At 59.5% G+C, this 16,055-nt stretch carries 12 protein-coding genes; 5 read left to right on the top strand and 7 right to left on the bottom strand.

All coding sequences use genetic code 11. The features are described 5' to 3' along the window. Positions 1-5: 5 nt before the first annotated feature. From F8B91_RS09625 to F8B91_RS09615, 3 genes are read left to right on the top strand one after another with little or no spacing between them, the layout of a single operon-like run. The gene (locus F8B91_RS09625; RefSeq protein WP_196503488.1) at positions 6-1,793 is read left to right on the top strand and encodes an acyl-CoA dehydrogenase C-terminal domain-containing protein; all 1,788 of its coding nucleotides are present in this window, start codon (positions 6-8) and stop codon (positions 1,791-1,793) included. 3 nt (positions 1,794-1,796) lie between these two features. Beyond that, positions 1,797-2,327, top strand: a complete 531-nt coding sequence (locus tag F8B91_RS09620) for a thioesterase family protein (protein ID WP_196503487.1) — start codon at positions 1,797-1,799, stop codon at positions 2,325-2,327. After that, positions 2,324-3,145, top strand: a complete 822-nt coding sequence (locus tag F8B91_RS09615) for an SDR family oxidoreductase (RefSeq protein WP_196503486.1) — start codon at positions 2,324-2,326, stop codon at positions 3,143-3,145. Before F8B91_RS09620 ends, F8B91_RS09615 begins: the two co-directional genes overlap by 4 nt. Here F8B91_RS09615 and F8B91_RS09610 read toward each other — a convergent pair. From F8B91_RS09610 to F8B91_RS09590, 5 genes are read right to left on the bottom strand one after another with little or no spacing between them, the layout of a single operon-like run. Beyond that, entirely contained in the window at positions 3,142-3,888 is a 747-nt protein-coding gene (locus F8B91_RS09610; RefSeq protein WP_196503485.1) for a hypothetical protein, read from the bottom strand. The two genes, F8B91_RS09615 and F8B91_RS09610, sit on opposite strands and share 4 nt — an antisense overlap. Beyond that, positions 3,885-5,195 (bottom strand): aspartate aminotransferase family protein, encoded by a 1,311-nt coding sequence (locus F8B91_RS09605; protein ID WP_196503484.1) that lies wholly within the window; start codon positions 5,193-5,195, stop codon positions 3,885-3,887. Before F8B91_RS09605 ends, F8B91_RS09610 begins: the two co-directional genes overlap by 4 nt. Beyond that, a complete protein-coding gene (locus tag F8B91_RS09600; RefSeq protein WP_196503483.1) occupies positions 5,192-7,597 on the bottom strand; it encodes a GcvT family protein in 2,406 nt (801 codons plus the stop codon). Before F8B91_RS09600 ends, F8B91_RS09605 begins: the two co-directional genes overlap by 4 nt. Next, complete coding sequence (locus F8B91_RS09595; RefSeq protein ID WP_196503482.1) at positions 7,594-9,987, bottom strand: GcvT family protein; 2,394 nt, start codon at positions 9,985-9,987, stop codon at positions 7,594-7,596. The genes F8B91_RS09600 and F8B91_RS09595 overlap by 4 nt, the downstream gene beginning before the upstream one ends. Beyond that, positions 9,987-11,516, bottom strand: coding sequence for a trimethylamine methyltransferase family protein (locus F8B91_RS09590; RefSeq protein WP_196503481.1), 1,530 nt, complete (start codon positions 11,514-11,516; stop codon positions 9,987-9,989). The genes F8B91_RS09595 and F8B91_RS09590 overlap by 1 nt, the downstream gene beginning before the upstream one ends. Before the next feature lie 73 nt (positions 11,517-11,589). Between F8B91_RS09590 and F8B91_RS09585 the strand changes: the two genes are divergently transcribed. Further along, complete coding sequence (locus F8B91_RS09585) at positions 11,590-12,576, top strand: LysR family transcriptional regulator (RefSeq protein WP_196503480.1); 987 nt, start codon at positions 11,590-11,592, stop codon at positions 12,574-12,576. On the opposite strand, the gene epsC is transcribed toward F8B91_RS09585, so the two are convergent. Next, on the bottom strand, positions 12,567-13,481 hold the full coding sequence (gene epsC / locus F8B91_RS09580) for a serine O-acetyltransferase EpsC (protein WP_196503479.1): 915 nt from the start codon (positions 13,479-13,481) through the stop codon (positions 12,567-12,569). The genes F8B91_RS09585 and epsC overlap by 10 nt on opposite strands. A gap of 123 nt (positions 13,482-13,604) precedes the next feature. Here epsC and F8B91_RS09575 point away from each other — a divergent pair, with 123 nt between their 5' ends. Next, positions 13,605-14,939: an O-acetylhomoserine aminocarboxypropyltransferase/cysteine synthase family protein gene (locus F8B91_RS09575; protein WP_196503478.1), complete on the top strand. Its 1,335-nt coding sequence runs from the start codon at positions 13,605-13,607 to the stop codon at positions 14,937-14,939. 55 nt (positions 14,940-14,994) lie between these two features. Here the strand turns inward: F8B91_RS09575 and F8B91_RS09570 are convergent, their stop codons facing one another. Next, positions 14,995-15,852, bottom strand: a complete 858-nt coding sequence (locus F8B91_RS09570) for an aldo/keto reductase (RefSeq protein WP_196503477.1) — start codon at positions 15,850-15,852, stop codon at positions 14,995-14,997. Positions 15,853-16,055 lie beyond the last annotated feature (203 nt).

Genomic DNA, 16,055 nt, shown 5'->3' with positions numbered 1-16,055 from the left:
ATTCCATGCCCACCTATCAGGCCCCCCTGCGCGACATGCGCTTCGTCCTCTATGAGCTTCATAATGGTGGCGATCTCGCCAAGCTCAATGACTTCAATGACTTTACGCCGGATGTGATTGATCCCGTCCTGAATGAAGCCGCCAAGCTCTGCCAGGAAGTTCTGCACCCGCTCAATCTCCCAGCCGACGACGAAGGCTGCCATTGGGACAATGGCGTCGTCCGCACGCCGAAGGGCTTCAAGGAAGCCTATAATCTGTTCCGCGAAGGCGGCTGGCCGTCTCTCGCCAGCGATCCGGCTTACGGCGGCCAGGGCATGCCGAAATCGGTTAACCTGTTGATGGAAGAAATGATTTGCTCCGCCAATCTGTCCTTCGGCATGTATCCCGGCCTCACCCACGGTGCCTATACGGCACTGCATGGCTATGCCAGCGACGAGCTGAAAAACGCCTATCTGCCCAAGATGGTGGAAGGCACCTGGTCCGGCACAATGTGCCTCACCGAGCCGCATTGTGGCACCGATCTGGGCCTGCTGCGCACCAAGGCCGTGCCGCAGGATGACGGCAGCTACAAGATCAGCGGCACCAAGATTTTCATCACTTCGGGTGAGCACGATCTCACTGAAAACATTATCCATTTGGTTCTGGCCAAGCTGCCGGATGCGCCCAAGGGCGTGAAAGGCATCAGCCTTTTTCTCGTTCCGAAATTCATGCCCAAGGCTGATGGCACGCCGGGCATGCGCAATGGCGTCACCTGCGCGTCGATCGAACACAAGATGGGCATCAAGGCGTCGGCCTCCTGCATGCTCGTGTTCGAAGATGCGGTCGGCTACCTCGTCGGCGAGCCGCACAAGGGCATGCGTGCTATGTTCGCCATGATGAATACCGAGCGTGTCTCGGTGGGCGTGCAAGGCCTTGGTTTAGCTGAGGTTTCTTACCAGAATGCCGTGGCCTATGCGAAGGAACGCCTGCAGGGCAGGGCGCTTTCGGGTGCCAAATATCCCGACAAGCCGGCCGACCCGCTCATCGTCCATCCCGATATCCGCCGCATGCTGCTCACCCAGCGCGCCTGGATTGAAGGCTGCCGCGCACTCTCCGGCTGGGCCGCCAAGGCACTCGACGAAAGCAAGCATCACCCAGATGAAGTCGAACGCATCAAGGCCGAAGACCGCGTCGCAGTCATCACGCCGGTGGTAAAGGCGATGATGACCGACATGGGTTTTGAAGTCACCAATCTCGGCGTGCAGGTCTTCGGCGGCCACGGCTACATCCATGATAATGGCATGGAGCAATATGTGCGCGATGCCCGCATCACCCAGATTTACGAAGGCACCAACGGTGTACAGGCGTTAGATCTCGTGGGCCGCAAAATGCCCGCCCATGCCGGCCGCTATCTGCGCAGCGTCTTCCACCCGATCTCCAATTATATTGAAGCGAAGATCGAAAAGGACGGCATGACAGAATTTGTCGAGCCTCTCGCAAAAGCTTTCGGCCGCCTGCAGCAGGCCACCGCGCAGGTGGCGACTGTTGGGCTTTCGAAGCCTGAAGAAGCCGGGGCCGCTGCCACCGATTATCTGCGCCTGATGGGCTACACAGTAGTCGCCTATATGTGGACGCAGATGGCGGAACTCAGCCTCGCCAAGGTCGGCACGGATGATCCGGAAGGTTTCTACAAGGCGAAGCTGTCCACCGCGCGCTTCTTCATGGAGCGTCTGTTGCCGCAAGCCACCGCGCATTTCCAGGCGGTGATGGCCGGTGGCAAGACCATGATGGCCTTTGACGATGCGCATTTCTGAATCATGAATCTGTGGTTCCGCCTCATCTGGGTGGTGCTCGCCAGCTTGCGCGCGCCGCCGATGCGCTGGAATGAGAAAATCATTCAGCATTTCCGCTGCTGGCCGTCCGACCTGGACTTCAACCTGCACATGACCAACGCGCGCTATTTCGCGCTGATGGATCTGGGCCGAATGGAGTTGATCGTGCGCGGCGGCCTCGGCAAGCTGATGCGCCGCGATGGATTGATGCCGGTGATTGCTGGCAGCATGATCCGCTTCCGCCGCCCCATCCAGCCGTTTCAGCGCATCACACTGGCCACGCAGGTGTTGTGCTGGGACGCAAAATGGATGTTCATCGAACATCGCATCGAGCGTGAAGGCGAGCTGATGTGCCAATCCATCGTCAAGGCCGCCTTCGTCAAGAAGGGTGGCACCATGCCCCCGGCAGAAATGGCAAAATCACTGGGGCACGAAGAAACATCACCGCCGCTGCCGGACTGGATCGTGCAATGGCAGCAAGCGGAACTCGCCGCAGGCGGCAAGGGGAAATCATGAGTCTCAAAGGCACGACACTATTCATCACCGGCGCCAGCCGTGGCATCGGCAAAGCCATCGCCCTGCGCGCAGCGCGTGATGGCGCCAATATAGTGGTCGCCGCCAAGACGGCGGAAGAACATGCCAAACTGCCCGGCACCATTTATTCCGCTGCTGACGAGATCAAATCCGCCGGCGGCAACGCGCTGCCCGTCATCGTCGATGTGCGCGATGAAGAGAGCATCAAGGCCGCCACAGAAAAAGCCGCAGAGACTTTCGGCGGCATCGACATCGTGATCAACAATGCCAGCGCCATCAACCTCACCGGCACCGCGCAAACGCCAATGCGCCGCTATGACCTGATGATGCAGGTGAACATCCGCGGCACCTTCGCGGTGACCCAAGCCTGCCTGCCTTACCTGAAGAAAGCGGCGAACCCGCATATCCTCACGCTGTCGCCGCCACCTTCGCTTGATCCCAAATGGTTCGGCCCACATGTGGCCTATACGATTTCAAAAATGGGAATGAGCCTGTGCGTGCTGGGCTGGGCCGAAGAATTCCGCGACATCGGCATCGCCGCCAACGCACTCTGGCCCCGCACCATCATTGAAACCGCAGCCCTCGCCATGCTGGGCGGCATCATCAAGCCAGAACATTGCCGCAAGCCCGACATCGTCGCCGATGCGGCGCATGCGATCCTGACGAAACTCGCACGCGAATGCACCGGCAATTTCTTCATCGACGACGAAGTGCTGGCCAAGGAAGGCATCACTGATTTGTCAGGCTACTCTGGAGTTCCCGGCAGCACCCCGATGCGCGATCTGTTTTTGGATCGCTAGCGTTCACTCTGCGCTACGAGCTTTTCGTACGCGGGCAAATGCTGCTCGAACATCGCCTTGAAGCGCGGCTGGCTCTCCACCAGCTTTTCGAAACCATCGTCGATTTCGCGCAGCTTCTCCGCCGTCAGCGGCTTCACCCCTTTGCTCGAAAGCACATCCTGATGCCAGCCTGCAACTTGTTGCCAATCGGCCGGCTTCTCATCGCCCCATTCCAACGCTTCGGGTTTGTCGGCCAGCCCCACTGCCTGCCAATAGCGCCGCATCTCGCCCTGCGGATCAACCTGCACCCGCTCGCTCTGGATCACGACCCCGCGCCCGGACAATCCGCTCAACTGCTGCCACTGCGCTTCAATGCCCAGTTCCTCGCTGGTGAATTCCGGATCAAGCTTCGCATAGGAGGTGAGCGAGGCCTTCGGATTGCGCACCAGAAAACTATGCGTCACGCGGCGCAGGAAAGCTTCATCCTGCATGATATGCGGCATCACATAATAGCTCATGTCCTTGAAGAACACCGGGCCTGCCTCCGCCTTGGCGAGGATCATGTCGCGGATGCCCTCATAGCTGCGCGGATGATTATCCATCGCATCGAAATGCGGCATCTCGCGCTTCGAGCGGTTGATATAATAATCATACATGAAAGGCTCATGCAGGCATTCCAGATCGCCACGCGCTCGCATGATGCGCTCGAACGCGGTCGACATCGAACGCGGATGCGACCACAGCGCTATTATTGCATGGCTCATGCCGTGGCCTCGGTGAAGGCACGGTCGATGCCATTGGCCACCTGGTCCACATCGTCCAGCGACAGGCACATCGGCGGCACCATGCGCAGCACCGAGCGATCAGGCCCGGATTTCGACAGGATAAGTCCCTGGTCGCGGCAGCTTTCAAACACGGCGGCGGTGATGCCTGCATCCGGCTCCTTGGTCTTGCGGTCCTTCACCATTTCGATCGCCAGCATCAGCCCACGCCCGCGTACATCGCCGATCGACTTGTGGCGCTGCTGCAAATCCTTCAAGCGCAACAGAAGTGCGGCACCCACCTTCTTGGAATTCTCCTGCGTCTTCTCCTCGCGGATCACTTGCAGAACAGCGCGCCCAGCTGCGCAGCTTGTGGGGTTGGCACCATAAGTGTGGAACATGAACTTGTCGGCCATCACATCGCCAATCGCCTTGCGCGCCACAACGGCACCCAGCGGAAAGCCATTGCCGATGCCCTTGGCCATGACGACAATATCCGGCACCACGCCATCGGCCTCAAAGCCCCACATGTGGTCACCTGTGCGGCCAAAGCCAGTTTGCACTTCATCGGCCACATAGAGCCCGCCCGCTGCGCGCACGCGTTCTGCTGCACCTGACATATAACCTTTTGGCATTTCAACAATGCCGCCATAGCCCTGCACACTTTCCACAAAAATGCCGGCCACCTTGCCTGTCGTCGTGCTGGAAATGGTGCGATCAATCTCGTCAAGATAGGGCTCGGTTCCCGCGCCGAATATGCCGCGATACTGGTTGGGCTCCGCCACGAAAGACACATTGCCCGGCATGCCCGGATGGCGGAAACCCGCGATGCCCGTGATCGATTGCGCCGCTGATGTAGGCCCGTGATAAGCGGTGCGCAGCGCCAGCAAATCCATATGGCCGGTATAAGTGCGCGCCATCACCATCGCGAGGTCGATGGCCTCTGAACCCGAATTGGTGAAATGCACCACCCATTCATGGCCCTTCGGCATGGTAGCCGCCAGCTCCTCGGCAAAATGCGCCGGGGTGGGGTGATAGAACATGGTGGTACAATGCGTGAGCTCCTGCGCCTGCGCCATCGCAGCGCTGACCACTTTCGGATGCGCATGACCAACCGACACGCAGACATTCATGCCCAGCAGATCAGTATATTTCTTGCCGTCCACATCCCAGAGATATTGCATCGAGCCTTTCTTGAAAACCACCGGTTCCTTGAAGGGTACAAATTTGCGCTGTGAGGCGGCATAGAATTTGTCGCGCCGTGCAGCGGTGGCGGCGAGTGACCAATCGGTTTCAAGTTCCTTGCTCATGGGGCAACTCCTTTGAGGCGTAAATTCTGCGGATCGTAAGGCGGCGTGGAAAGAATGCGCGCGGCGCGCTCGCGGCCCAGCAGCTTGACGGTGAACCCATCACGGATCTGCGGCTCGCGCAGGAAGGCCAGCGCCAGTGATTTCTTCACCCGGTGCCCATAGGCGCCGGAGGTGACGACACCAATCGGTCGACCCTGTGCGAATACTGTATGCGAATAGAACGGCTCCACTTCGCCATCAGTATCGATTTCAAGCAGCACCATGTCCCAGCCTGGCTGGCGCTTCAGCATCGCATCGCGGCCCACAAAGCTGCGGCCTTCCGATTTCACTAGGAATGCCAATCCACTTTCCAGCGGCGTGCGCTCGGTGGTCAAGTCCATGCCCCAGCCGCGATAGCCCTTTTCAAGCCGCATGCTGTTGGCGGCATAGGACCCGTAATATCCGATGCCGAATGGTTTTCCCGCATCTTCAAGCGCGCGGAAAAGCTGCGCCGCCTGAGGACGCGGCAGATGCAATTCCCAACCGAGCTCGCCGACATAGGAGACGCGGATCGCCATCAAGGAAATGCCCGCAATGGTGATGTCCTGCACTGTGAGCCACTTTCCCAAGTCCTGGGAGGTCAATGCCTTGAGCACATCAGCAGAACGCGGGCCCATCAGGCCGATGACAGCCCATTCATCGGTCAGGTTGCGGATGCTGACATCAAAACCCGCAGCACGTTCGCGCAGCAGATCGAAATCCATCTCTTCGGCCGCGGCCGCAGAGTTCAAATAGGCACGCTGCTCCGTCAGCACTGCCACGGTAAATTCACTTGCCACACCACCCGCAGGCGTGAGCGCATGCGTCAGGCCGATGCGCCCCAACTTCGGCGGCGCATTGGCCCCCAGCGCATTGAGGAAGCGGATCGTATCCACGCCGGTGATTTCAAACTTTGAAAACACCGAAAGATCAGCCAGCGCCACGCGGTTGCTCACCGCATCCACTTCGCGCGCCACGGCGGAAAACCAGTTGGTGTGGCGGAAACTATCCTTCGTCTCATCACCGGGCTTGTCCGAGAACCAGTTGGGTCGCTCGGCGCCATGGGCCGCACCCATCACCGCGCCACGCTCAATCATCAGATCATAAAGCGGCGACATGCGGATCTTGCGCCCCGCAGGCCGCTCCTCGAATGGATAATGCACGCCGAATTGCAAGCCGAAACATTCCACCGCCTTCGCCACGCGGAAATCGCGGTCAGCCCATGGCCCGAAGCGGCGGCTATCCACCGCCAACGCATCCATCGGCGGCGCGCCATGCACCATCCAATGCGCCAGGAATTTCCCCGCACCGCCACCTTCCATCACACCCATGGAAGACCCGGTCAGCAGCCACGCACCCGGCACGCCAAAGGCAGGCCCGATCAGCGGGTTGGCATCGGGCGTGAAGGTGATCGGACCATTGATCGCCGTCTTCACGCCTGCCGTACCCAGCGCCGGGACGCGCGCCATCGCGGCTTCGATAATATGTTCGACGCGTTCAAGATCAGGTGGCATTAGCTCAGCACCAAACTCCGGCGGCACGCCATCGACTGACCACACCTGCGCCTGCTTCTCGTAAGGCCCAAGAATGAAACCATCGCGCTCTTGCCGGCAATACCAGCTTTCTTCCGGGTCGCGGATGATCGGAAGCTCGGCCAGCCCGGCCTTCTGGCGCGCTGCAATTTCGGGCACCGTATCGGTGACCAAATATTGATGCAGCACCGGCACCGATGGCACATTGACGCCCATCATCCGGCCCACTTCGAAACCCCATGTGCCGGCGGCATTGACGATGTGCTTCGCCTTCAGCACGCCCTTGGCGGTTTCAATGATCCACACATCATCTTCGCGCCTGATAGCGTGAACCGGATTGTAACGTTGGATGGTAGCACCATTTCTCATCGCCACCTTCGCCATAGCATTGGTTGCGAGCGAAGGATCAACATGCCCATCATCCGGCTCATAAATGCCGCCGATCAATTCATCCAGCGTCGCCAGTGGATGCAATTCCGCGATGCGCTCACGCGTCAAAATTTCAAGCGGATAGCCAGTGAATTCCGACAGCCCCGCCACATGGCGGAATTCATCCATGCGCTCCGGATTGCGCGTCACCCGCATCGCGCCGCTGCGGTGGAAGCCGCAGGATTCACCCGTCTCTTCCGGCAGAATATCACGGTAGAGCCGCACTGATGTGGCACGCAATTCCTGGATGGTCGGGTTATGCGCGAAATGCGTGCACAGCCCCGCCGCATGCCAGGTGGAGCCATGGGTGAGATCATTCTTCTCGACCAGCGCCACATCGCGCCAGCCCAGCTTGGTGAGGTGATAGAGCAGCGAGACGCCCATCGCGCCGCCACCAATGATCACCACCTGAAACTCACTCATCCCCTCATCCTTTCACCCGCCGGATCGAAGGGTACTTTGCTCAGCACTTTCGTTTGGTAAGATTTCCCGGCGACATCGACCATGAAAGATCGCGCAGCTGTTTCGGCCAGCATTTCATTTTTCTTCACGCTCACCAACGCCAGCGCCAGTGTGAGGCCCGTCCGCGCACCCTTGGCACCGGAAGTCGTGAGGCCAACAACAGCGCCATTCTCTGTGACTGGCTCATCATGCACAATCAGCGGATGGCCCTCCACATCCAGCAACACCAAACGCTGGCTGATGCCATCTTGTTTCTGCTTCAGCAAAGCGGCTTTGCCATTGAAGTCTTTCTTCCAATCCACTGCAAATCCAAGCCCGGCTTCCAGCGGTGTAATCTCCGGCCCCAGATCATGCCCCCAATGGCGATAGCCCTTTTCGATGCGGCATCCATTCAACGCATAATGCCCCATGGGTCTGGCGCCCGCGCCGATCAACGCATCAAACGCTTTGCCAGCACTGTCATTCGCAACGGTGATCTCCCAGCCCAGATCACCGACATAGGAAATCCGCGTGGCGGAACAGCGCACGCCCGCAATCGTCACATCGCGCGCCGTGCTGAACGCAAACGCGTTCCAGTCATCCTTGGACAGCGCAGCAAGCGTGCCACGCGAGCCAGCGCCCATCACGCCGATCACGCAGAATTCTTCCGTGCGATCCGCAATTACAACATCAAGACCCCGCGCCGCGCGCCGCAGCAGCGCCAGATCACGGCGGCGGGTTGCGGCAGCCGACACGATGCGGAACGCGCTGTCGCCCAGCCGCGTGATCGTCACATCCGCTTCAATGCCGCCCTTCGCGTTCAGCATCAGCGTATAGACCGCGCGGCCCTGCGTCACATCCATCTGCGCCGTGGCCATCTGGTTCAACAGGCGCAACGCACCAGGCCCGCTCACATCAATCTTGCTGAAGGGTGAAAGATCAAGCAGCGCCGTACCGTCTTTCATCTGCGCGGCCTCGCTTTCGGCAATCGCCTGCCATGGCTGATCACCAGCGGAATAGGGCAGGTCACGCTCGTCATTGCTGCGCGCATACCAAAGCCCACGCTCCCAACCCACTGTCAATCCGAACACAGCACCTTGCGCAGCCCAGTGGTCATGCAGTGCCGACTTGCGCAAACCGCGCCCGGCGGTGGGCTGCTTGAACGGCCAATGCATCGCGAACAGATCGGACACGGCTTCCTTCATCCGCTCCTTCATATGTTCAGGCGCAGCCGTCGCCGCATCCACGCGTGCAATATCAATGCCCCACAAATCGCGCGGCTCGGCACCCGCGGCGATCCAGTCGGCCAGCACGGCGCCGATGCCTGCCGAGCTCATGATGCCCACCGAATTCATCCCCGCCGCCACGAACAACCCGTCCACTTCCGGCGTTTCTCCTACCAGTGGCCGCGTGTCGGCGGTGAAGCTTTCCGGCCCATTCATGAAGCGCTGGATGCCCACTTCAGCGAGTTGCGGGATCAGTGCTAGTGCCGCTTCCATGAAGGGGCCGAATTGCTCCCAGTCCTCCGGCATTTCCAGAAAAGCGCGGTTGCCTTCCGGGCCATAAGCGTTCCAGGCTTTGGCATTGGGCTCAAACCCGCCGATCACCAAACGCCCCGCATCGCCCTTCACATAGATCCCAGCATCAAGATCGCGCACCACGGGGAAGGGGTTGGGCAGACCTGCAATCGGCTCGGTTACAATATACATGTGCTCCACCGCCTGCAGCGGCAAGGCAACGCCAATTTCGTCGGCCAGTTTCCTCGACCATGCTCCGGCGCACAGCACCACACAGTCCGCCGCCATCTCAGTGTCATCCGCCAGCGCAACACCGGTGACGCGGGCTTCACGCGTGGTGATGCGGCTCACCTCAACACCTTCACGGATTTTCACGCCGCGATTTTTCGCCGCGCGTGCATAAGCCATGCAGAGATCAACCGGATTCACATTGGCATCTTCGGGCACCATCAGCGCGCCGACATGGCCGGAAAGATCAAGCTGCGGCACCTGCACATCACGCGGCGCAAAAACCTGCGGCGTCAAACCCATATGCCGCCCCACGGCGGCAATCCGGTGCAGCTCATCCATGCGTTCCGGCTGGCGCGCCAACCAATAGCCGCCAGTGCGGCGATAGCCTGTGCTCATGCCCGTCTCGGCTTCCAGTTCCGGAAACAGTGTCAGCGCATGCGAGGCGATCCGCGTCATGCTGGCGGTGGCGCGCAACGGGCCCACAATGCCTGCCGCATGCCAGCTGGTGCCGGAGGTCAATTGGTTGCGCTCCAGCAATGTCACATCGCCTTCGCCACGCCGTGCCAGATGATAGGCCACGCTCAGGCCCACCGCACCGCCACCAATGATGATGATCTTTTTCATCAGTAATAATTCTGGTCAGGCTGCAAGGATTTCACCTTGGCGATATAGGCCTGCAGCGCTTCGTCAATTGCCGGATCAAGTCCCGGGTCCTGATATTGCTCCAGGTTCCGTTTCCAGATTCGGTTGGCGCGCGTGGCGGCATCAACGCCGCCTTCAGCCTGCCATTGCTCGAATGAATTATTGTCGGGTGTCAGCGGCCGGAACAATGCGCCCATGAAATTCAGCCGCGTATGATCGCTGCCAAGGAAATGTTGGCCCGGCCCTGTTTCGGCAATGGCGCTCATCGCCTGGGCATTTTCGCTGAGGTCAATGCCGTCGAAGAACCGCGCAACCTTGCCGCAGAGATCATGATCAATGATGGTCTTCTCAAACGAAGTGACCAGCCCGCCTTCCAGCCAGCCCGTGGCGTGGTTGATCAGGTTGGCGCCTGCGAACATCGACATCAGCAAGCCCCAAGTCGCCTCCTGCTCGCTCTGCGCATCAGGAAGTTTCGATGCAGACAATGTGCCCACAGTATGTAGCGGCACACCCAGACGCCGCGCGAGTTGCCCCGCCGCCAGCACCATCAAGCCTGCCTCCGGCGTGCCAAATGTAGGCGCGCCCGATTGCATTGACATGGTGGAAGCAAAGCTTCCCATCAGGCACGGCGCGCCGGGATTGATCAATTGCACTAACGCCAAACAAGCAGTCGCTTCTGCCAAAACCTGCGCAAGAGTCCCCGCCACAGTGGTTGGGCTCATCGCACCGGTCAGTACCCACGGCGTGCAAGCCACCGGCTGGTTGGCGCGCGCATAAGTTTTCAGCGCGCCCGACATATGTGAATCCAAAACCAGCGGCGCATTGGTATTCGACACGCAATAGAGCACCGGATTGTTCGCCACATAATCCGCACCGAAAACAATCCGGGCCATCTCAATCGCATGGCCCGCACGTTCTGCTCCGATGAAAGCGCCCATAAACGGCCGGTCAGACCAGCGAATGTGGGCATAAAGCATGTCGAGATGCCGCTTGTTGGCGGGCAGATCCACCGGCTCGCACACCACGCCACCGGAATGATGCAACCACGGCAGCGTTTGGTGCAGCTTCACCAGATTGGTGAAATCGGCATAGGTCGCGTAGCGCCGGCCCTTGTCGAGATCATGCACAAAGGGTGGCCCCCATGAGGGGCAGAGCACGCTGTTGCTGCCACCCATCACCACATTGTTGGCCGGGTTGCGCGCATGCTGGGTGAATTGCTTCGGCGCCGTGGCCTGAATGGTCTTGCGGCAGAAGCCGCGCTCAAACCGCACGCGCGTGTCCTGCACGTCGCAACCTGCCGCTTTGAAGATGGCGATGATCTCAGGATCGCCAACAAACTCCATGCCTGTGTCATGCAGGATCGTGTCGGCATTGGCTTCAATGAGCGCCAGGCCTTCTTCGCTCAACACGCTGAAGGTGGAAAGCTTGCGGTTGATATAGGGCGCACGCGGAGCCTCCACTTTCTCCGTGCTGGAAGCGCGTCTACGGCGCGGATTGTGTGCTTGCTCCATGGAGGCGAATTTCCCCCGCGCGCGGCGAAAACTCAATTGACAAAACCTACCATTAGAATTTCTAATGGTGTTGATGACAAAGAAACCCAAACTGAAAAGCCAGGCGCATGCCAATTCAAATCTGTTGAAGGGCATGGAAGTTTTCGAGGCTGTCGCCGAAACCGGCCAGATGACGGCAGCAGCACGCATGCTGGGCCTCACCCAATCGGCCGCGTCGCAGCACATCGCGACGCTGGAGAAGGCCTATGGTGCAGTCTTGTTTGATCGCAGCGTCAGGCCTGCGCGTCTCACACAGGCCGGAACATTGCTGCACCGTCACGCGGCGCGCATTCTCAATGAGGTCAACGATCTCGAAACCGAAATGCGCCACCAGGGGCCCACGCCGATCAGCGTGCTGCGCCTCGGCATCCTGGCGTCGATTGCAACGACACTCACCCCTGGATTGGTTGCGCTCGCTAAAAAGGGTTTCGGTGTGCGTGATGTCACGCTGCACGCGGGCTTGAGCACCGATCATGAAACCTTGCTGCGCACCCGCAAGGCCGACCTCGCGATCACCTCAAATCCATTCTACGACATGGAGGGTTTGGAGCGTCATGCCGTGCTGCAGGAATCCTTCCTGCTGGTTGTGCCTGCGGGTTATCGCGGGCCCACCGACAGCCTGGACTCGATCCAGAAGCGCCTGCCGCTGATCCGCTTTGCCGACACGACGGGTGTGGGCCGCCTGATCACCCAGCACTTGCGGCGCATCCGTTTGACTCCGCAGGAAGTGATCCAGGCCGACCGCTCCAGCATGGTCACGGCCTGCGTCTGCAATGGCATGGGCTTCACGCTGCTCACTCCTACGCTGCTGATTGACGGCCTTGTCGAGCGTATGCCCCTGCGCGTCTTGCCCTTGCCCGCAGCACGGCTCACCCGCACGATCACCGTTGTTGCGCGCGAAAGAGAACTGGGCGATTTCCCGGCGCGCGTGACGGAGATGACGCGCGACAAGCTGGTGGAACAGGTCGGGCAATATATGGGAGAGACGGGAACTTCCGCCCTCACGCTTGCTCAGGATTGAGAAAGTGTAACTACGCTGCCAGGTGCAACATCTCGTGTCACCCAGGCATTGCCGCCGATCACCGCATTCTCGCCAATGGTCACCCGGCCCAGAATGGTGGCACCAGCATAGATCACCACATGGTCTTCCACGATGGGGTGCCGCGCTTCCCCCTTGATCAGGCTGCCATCAGCGCTGGGCTTGAAGCTTTTGGCACCCAGCGTCACACCCTGATAGAGCCGCACATTGCGCCCGATGATCGCCGTCTGCCCGATCACCACACCGCTGCCGTGATCAATGAAAAAGCCCGCGCCGATGGATGCGCCGGGATGAATGTCGATGCCGGTGCGTTCCAGCGCAATGTCGGCAATCAGCCGGGCCACCAGTCGCACGCCGCGCTGGTAAAGCGCATGAGCGATACGGTGATGAATGATGGCGATTGATCCGCGATAAGCCAGCACCACTTCGGCCACGTTTTCCGCCGCCGGATCGCCAACGTAAGCCGCGCGGAAATCATCCACCAAAGTATTGCGGATTTCGGGCAGGTTGTTGGCAAATCCGTCAACAATCGCTTCGGCCCGCACCTGGCGGTTACTGGCGCTGGCACTTTCAGTGAGATCAAATTGCAAGCTGCGCTGCACCTGGACCACCAGCGCCGCCAATCCGTCTTGAAGGCAGCTGCCCACATAAAGATCGGTGCTCTCATTGGCAAAAACGGCCTGGCCGAAATGCGTGGGAAACAGCGCGCAGCACAGCTTGTGCAAAACAAACTGCAAGGCTTCCCGCGATGGCAGCTCCCGCACCTGGCCCTGATGGCGGATATTATGCGTCACCTCGCGTGAAAGCCGCAGCTGGCTGACGAGATCGTTCTTGCGCCAGTCATATTCAGGGTTTCGCACGGGGAATGACTTTACGATTGCTGACATGGCTTGAGCCTAGCGCGGCAGCTGGGCGCCCACTCTTCAATATTTCTCAAACCTCATGGCAAGCGAAGGAAATTGCGGGACGCGCGCGGCTGGCAAATGATCTCACGCCAGAAGGAGATCACCATGACTACATCATCCAAGAATTTCGAAACGTTGGCCTTGCATGGCGGCAGCTACCGTGCCGATCCCGCCACCGGTGCGGTCGCCGTGCCGCTGCATCAGACAACTTCGTTCCAGTTCAATGACACGGCGCATGCAGGGCGTCTGTTCGCGCTGCAGGAACTGGGCAACATCTATACCCGCATCGGCAATCCCACGCAGGATGTGTTTGAACAGCGCATCGCTGCCCTTGAAGGCGGCGTGGCAGCCCTTGCGGTGGCATCCGGCCAGACTGCGACGACCTTCGCCATTCTTAACCTGGCGCAGTCCGGCGACAACATCGTTTCCTCCACCGATCTCTATGGCGGCACGGTCACCTTGCTGGCCCAGACGCTGAAGCAATTCGGCATCGAAGTGCGCTTCGTCGATCCATCCGACCCGGAAAATTTCCGCAAAGCCTCGGACGACAAGACCCGCGCTTACTATGCGGAAACTTTGCCGAACCCCAAGCTGCATGTTTTCCCCATTGCTGAAGTGGCAGAGATCGGCCGCAAGATCGGCATTCCGCTGATCGTGGACAATACCGCCGCACCTTTGATTGCGCGCCCGCTGGAACATGGTGCTGCAGTGGTCGTGCATTCTGCCACCAAATATATCGGTGGCCATGGCACATCAATTGGCGGCGTGATCGTCGATGGCGGCAATTTCCCGTGGGACAAACATGCCGAACGCTTCCCCACGCTCAACACACCGGATGAAGGCTATCACGGCGCCATCTGGACGGAAGCGGCCAAGCCGCTCGGCCCCATCGCTTACATCCTGCGCATCCGCGTGAAACTGCTGCGCGATATTGGCGCGGCGATTTCGCCCTTCAATGCCTGGCAGTTCATTCAAGGCTTGGAAACGCTGCCGCTGCGCGTGCGCCAGCAAAACGAAAACGCCGCGAAGATCGCCACCTTCCTGAACAAGCACAAGCAGGTGAAGGAAGTCATCTTCCCCGGCCTGCAGGGCGGCAAGCAAAAGGCGCGCGCCAAGAAATATTTGAAAGGCGGTTACGGGGCTTTGGTGGGCTTCGAGCTCAAGGGAGGCGTGGAAGGCGGCAAGGCCTTCATCGACGCGCTGAAGCTGCTTTATCACGTGGCCAATATCGGTGATGCGCGCTCCCTCGCCATTCACCCGGCTTCCACCACGCATCAGCAGCTGACATCGACCGAGCAACTTGCCGCCGGTGTAACGCCAGGTTACATCCGCTTGTCCATCGGTATCGAGCATCCCGACGATATCATCGCCGACATCACTCAGGCGCTGCAGGTGGCATCGGGTGCGAAATCAGATTTGCGGCTGGTCAAAGCCGCATAGCTTCTCTCTGTTGACGCGAAAAAAAGGGGCGGTGGTTTTCCACTGCCCCTTTTGCTTAGCCCTTTGCTGAATCCAGCAAGGCTACTTCTTCTGGTGAAAGCTTGACCGCAGCACCCGCCACATTCTCTTCCAGATGCGCAATGCTTGATGTGCCGGGGATCGGCAACATCACCGGGCTGTGCTGCAGCAACCAGGCCAGCGCCACTTGGCCGGCGGTTGCGCTATGCGCCTTGGCAATGCGGTCCACCACTTGGCCCGGCTGCGTCAGCTTGCCGGCCGCCAGTGGATACCACGGAATGAAGCCAATCCCGTTCGCCGTGCAATAGCTGAGAACATCTTCGCTGCCGCGCGTGGTCAGATTGTAGAGGTTCTGCACCGTGGTCACTGGGAACACTTTCTGTGCGGCCTTGATGTCATTGACCGACACTTCGCTTAAGCCCGCATGGCGGATGATGCCTTCGTCGAGAAGCTGGCGCACCGCACCGAATTGTTCTGCCGCAGGCACGCCGGGATCAATGCGGTGCAATTGCCACAGATCGATCTGTTCAACACCAAGCTTTTTGAGGCTGCCCTTGGCGCGCTCGATCAGATATTTGGGATCACCCTTGGGCGTCCAGCGATCAGGCCCTTCGCGCGTGAGGCCTGCCTTGGTCGCAACGATCAAACCGGGATAGGGATGAAGCGCCTCGCGGATCAGCTCTTCCGAAACATCCGGTCCATAGCTGTCGGCCGTATCGATAAAGTTCACGCCCAATTCCGGCAAGCGCCGAAGCGTAGCGATGGCCGCAGCGCGATCAGCAGGCGGCCCCCAAATCCCGCGCCCGGTAATCCGCATCGCGCCATAACCAAGCCGGTTGATGTTGAGATTGCCGAGTTTGAATTGCCCCGAAAGAGCTGCGTTAGGAGTGCTCATCGCCTTAAACCTTCCAATTTATTGTTTGACGGAAGTGGGCATCGCGCTGAGGCGTTTCAATGATAATCGAAGAAGATTGGCGCGGAAGCAAAGGCAAAATCAGCGCAGGTCTATCGACTTAAGAATCTGAAATATAATTCAATATTGGCGTTCCTTCATCTGACCATATCTATCGATAATCGAACAGGATAAAGGATGAGAAA

Origin of the sequence: Aestuariivirga litoralis (assembly GCF_015714715.1) — a bacterium.
GTDB lineage: Bacteria > Pseudomonadota > Alphaproteobacteria > Rhizobiales > Aestuariivirgaceae > Aestuariivirga > Aestuariivirga litoralis_A.
This window is presented reverse-complemented; position numbering and strand designations above follow the sequence as displayed.

What these genes read in the sequence shown, in the direction of transcription:
- F8B91_RS09625 (WP_196503488.1), top strand. Translation starts at nt 6, where the DNA reads ATGCCCACCTATCAGGCCCCCCTGCGCGACATGCGCTTCGTCCTCTAT.
- F8B91_RS09620 (WP_196503487.1), top strand. Translation starts at nt 1,797, where the DNA reads ATGAATCTGTGGTTCCGCCTCATCTGGGTGGTGCTCGCCAGCTTGCGC.
- F8B91_RS09615 (WP_196503486.1), top strand. Translation starts at nt 2,324, where the DNA reads ATGAGTCTCAAAGGCACGACACTATTCATCACCGGCGCCAGCCGTGGC.
- F8B91_RS09610 (WP_196503485.1), bottom strand. Translation starts at nt 3,888, where the DNA reads ATGAGCCATGCAATAATAGCGCTGTGGTCGCATCCGCGTTCGATGTCG.
- F8B91_RS09605 (WP_196503484.1), bottom strand. Translation starts at nt 5,195, where the DNA reads ATGAGCAAGGAACTTGAAACCGATTGGTCACTCGCCGCCACCGCTGCA.
- F8B91_RS09600 (WP_196503483.1), bottom strand. Translation starts at nt 7,597, where the DNA reads ATGAGTGAGTTTCAGGTGGTGATCATTGGTGGCGGCGCGATGGGCGTC.
- F8B91_RS09595 (WP_196503482.1), bottom strand. Translation starts at nt 9,987, where the DNA reads ATGAAAAAGATCATCATCATTGGTGGCGGTGCGGTGGGCCTGAGCGTG.
- F8B91_RS09590 (WP_196503481.1), bottom strand. Translation starts at nt 11,516, where the DNA reads ATGGAGCAAGCACACAATCCGCGCCGTAGACGCGCTTCCAGCACGGAG.
- F8B91_RS09585 (WP_196503480.1), top strand. Translation starts at nt 11,590, where the DNA reads ATGACAAAGAAACCCAAACTGAAAAGCCAGGCGCATGCCAATTCAAAT.
- epsC (WP_196503479.1), bottom strand. Translation starts at nt 13,481, where the DNA reads ATGTCAGCAATCGTAAAGTCATTCCCCGTGCGAAACCCTGAATATGAC.
- F8B91_RS09575 (WP_196503478.1), top strand. Translation starts at nt 13,605, where the DNA reads ATGACTACATCATCCAAGAATTTCGAAACGTTGGCCTTGCATGGCGGC.
- F8B91_RS09570 (WP_196503477.1), bottom strand. Translation starts at nt 15,852, where the DNA reads ATGAGCACTCCTAACGCAGCTCTTTCGGGGCAATTCAAACTCGGCAAT.